1 protein-coding gene and 1 pseudogene are annotated in these 2,174 nt (G+C 79.2%); one reads left to right on the forward strand and one right to left on the reverse strand.

Annotated features, from left to right (window positions below):
* Window positions 1-155 precede the first annotated feature (155 nt).
* Window positions 156-1,055 carry an FAD-dependent oxidoreductase gene (locus ACFF45_RS35225; protein WP_381351113.1) on the reverse strand — a complete coding sequence of 300 codons (900 nt, stop codon included), beginning with the start codon at window positions 1,053-1,055 and terminating at the stop codon, window positions 156-158.
* Between ACFF45_RS35225 and ACFF45_RS35230 the strand changes: the two are divergent.
* Window positions 958-2,019, forward strand: a pseudogene (locus ACFF45_RS35230) (NAD(P)/FAD-dependent oxidoreductase); the annotation flags it as partial. The gene ACFF45_RS35225 and the pseudogene ACFF45_RS35230 overlap by 98 nt on opposite strands.
* Window positions 2,020-2,174 lie beyond the last annotated feature (155 nt).

Raw genomic sequence — 2,174 nt, forward strand, 5'->3', positions numbered from 1 at the left:
GTGGGGCGCGTGGGGGTGTGCCGGTGGCCGCGTCTCCTAGCGGGGCGTGGAGGGGTGGTCGGTCGGGTTGTGAGGGTGGTGGGGGGCTGGGTCCGTCCGGTGTGTCGAGCCTGCCGGTCCCGGGTCGGCCCGGATCGTGGTGGAGGGGCGGTCGGTCAGGCCGCGTGGGTGGTGGGGGCCGGGTCCGCCCGGTGCGTCGAGCCCGCCGCTCCCAGGTCCGCCAGGATCGCTGCGGAGGCCCGGTGGGCCGAGTGCAGCGCGCCCTGCACCGTGCTGGTGTCCCGGTGGTCGCCGCACACGTACAGGCCCGCCAGCAGTCGCACCGGCCGGCGCAGGTCGTGCGGCGGCCGCATCACCGGCACGGCCTCGGCGGTGTGGTGCACGGCGAGCGTCTCCCAGCGCGCGGTGGAGGCGCCGTACAGCCGGGCCAGGTGCATCCGCACCGCCGTGTCCACCTCGTCGGGCGGCGTGCCCAGCACAGTCGACGACACCAGCGCCCGCCCCTGCGGCGCCCGCGTCGGGTCCACCGCGCTGACCACCGCCGTGTGCGCCACCGGCCCGCCCCGGTCGGCGTCCAGCAGCAGCGACGCCCCGGTCGCCGGCGGCTCGTCGGTCGTGTGGTGCACCACCGTCACCGGATGGCAGGCCGGTACCCGCAGCCCCGGCAGCAACTCGGCGGCCGCCCGCGCGTCCGTCGCCAGCAGCACCGCCCGGCACCGGAACTCGCCGTGCTCGGCGGTGCTCACCGCGGTCGTGGACACGCCGGTCACCCGCACCCCGGTGCGCACCGTCCCCGGCGGCAGCCCGCGGGCCAGCAGCTCCGGCAGCGCCCCGGCGCCGCCCTCGGGCACACACATCCGCCCGGACGCGAACGCCCGCAGCGCCAGGTCCGCGCACCGGCTGGACGTGGTCAGCTCCGGGTCGCACAGCAGCGCGGCGAGCAGCGGGCGCAGGAAGCCGTCGGCCGTGCGGGCGGGCAGCCCGCGGGCGGCGAGCGCCCGGCCCGCGGGCGCCTCGGGGCGGGACAGCAGCCGTTCGACCGGCGTCCCGCCGATCCGGGCCGGCGCTCCGCTGGGCGGCGCCGTGGAGCAGGCCCGGCTCGGGTCCGCGCTGGCCGGGATCGGCGGGGTCGCGGTCGAACGGCTGCTGTCCCGCCCCGAGGCGCCCGCGGGCCGGGCGCTCGCCGCCCGCGGGCTGCCCGCCCGCACGGCCGACGGCTTCCTGCGCCCGCTGCTCGCCGCGCTGCTGTGCGACCCGGAGCTGACCACGTCCAGCCGGTGCGCGGACCTGGCGCTGCGGGCGTTCGCGTCCGGGCGGATGTGTGTGCCCGAGGGCGGCGCCGGGGCGCTGCCGGAGCTGCTGGCCCGCGGGCTGCCGCCGGGGACGGTGCGCACCGGGGTGCGGGTGACCGGCGTGTCCACGACCGCGGTGAGCACCGCCGAGCACGGCGAGTTCCGGTGCCGGGCGGTGCTGCTGGCGACGGACGCGCGGGCGGCCGCCGAGTTGCTGCCGGGGCTGCGGGTACCGGCCTGCCATCCGGTGACGGTGGTGCACCACACGACCGACGAGCCGCCGGCGACCGGGGCGTCGCTGCTGCTGGACGCCGACCGGGGCGGGCCGGTGGCGCACACGGCGGTGGTCAGCGCGGTGGACCCGACGCGGGCGCCGCAGGGGCGGGCGCTGGTGTCGTCGACTGTGCTGGGCACGCCGCCCGACGAGGTGGACACGGCGGTGCGGATGCACCTGGCCCGGCTGTACGGCGCCTCCACCGCGCGCTGGGAGACGCTCGCCGTGCACCACACCGCCGAGGCCGTGCCGGTGATGCGGCCGCCGCACGACCTGCGCCGGCCGGTGCGACTGCTGGCGGGCCTGTACGTGTGCGGCGACCACCGGGACACCAGCACGGTGCAGGGCGCGCTGCACTCGGCCCACCGGGCCTCCGCAGCGATCCTGGCGGACCTGGGAGCGGCGGGCTCGACGCACCGGGCGGACCCGGCCCCCACCACCCACGCGGCCTGACCGACCGCCCCTCCACCACGATCCGGGCCGACCCGGGACCGGCAGGCTCGACACACCGGACGGACCCAGCCCCCCACCACCCTCACAACCCGACCGACCACCCCTCCACGCCCCGCTAGGAGACGCGGCCACCGGCACACCCCCACGCGCCCCAC

It is taken from the genome of Streptomyces cinereospinus (genome assembly GCF_042430725.1).
Taxonomy (GTDB): domain Bacteria; phylum Actinomycetota; class Actinomycetes; order Streptomycetales; family Streptomycetaceae; genus Streptomyces; species Streptomyces cinereospinus.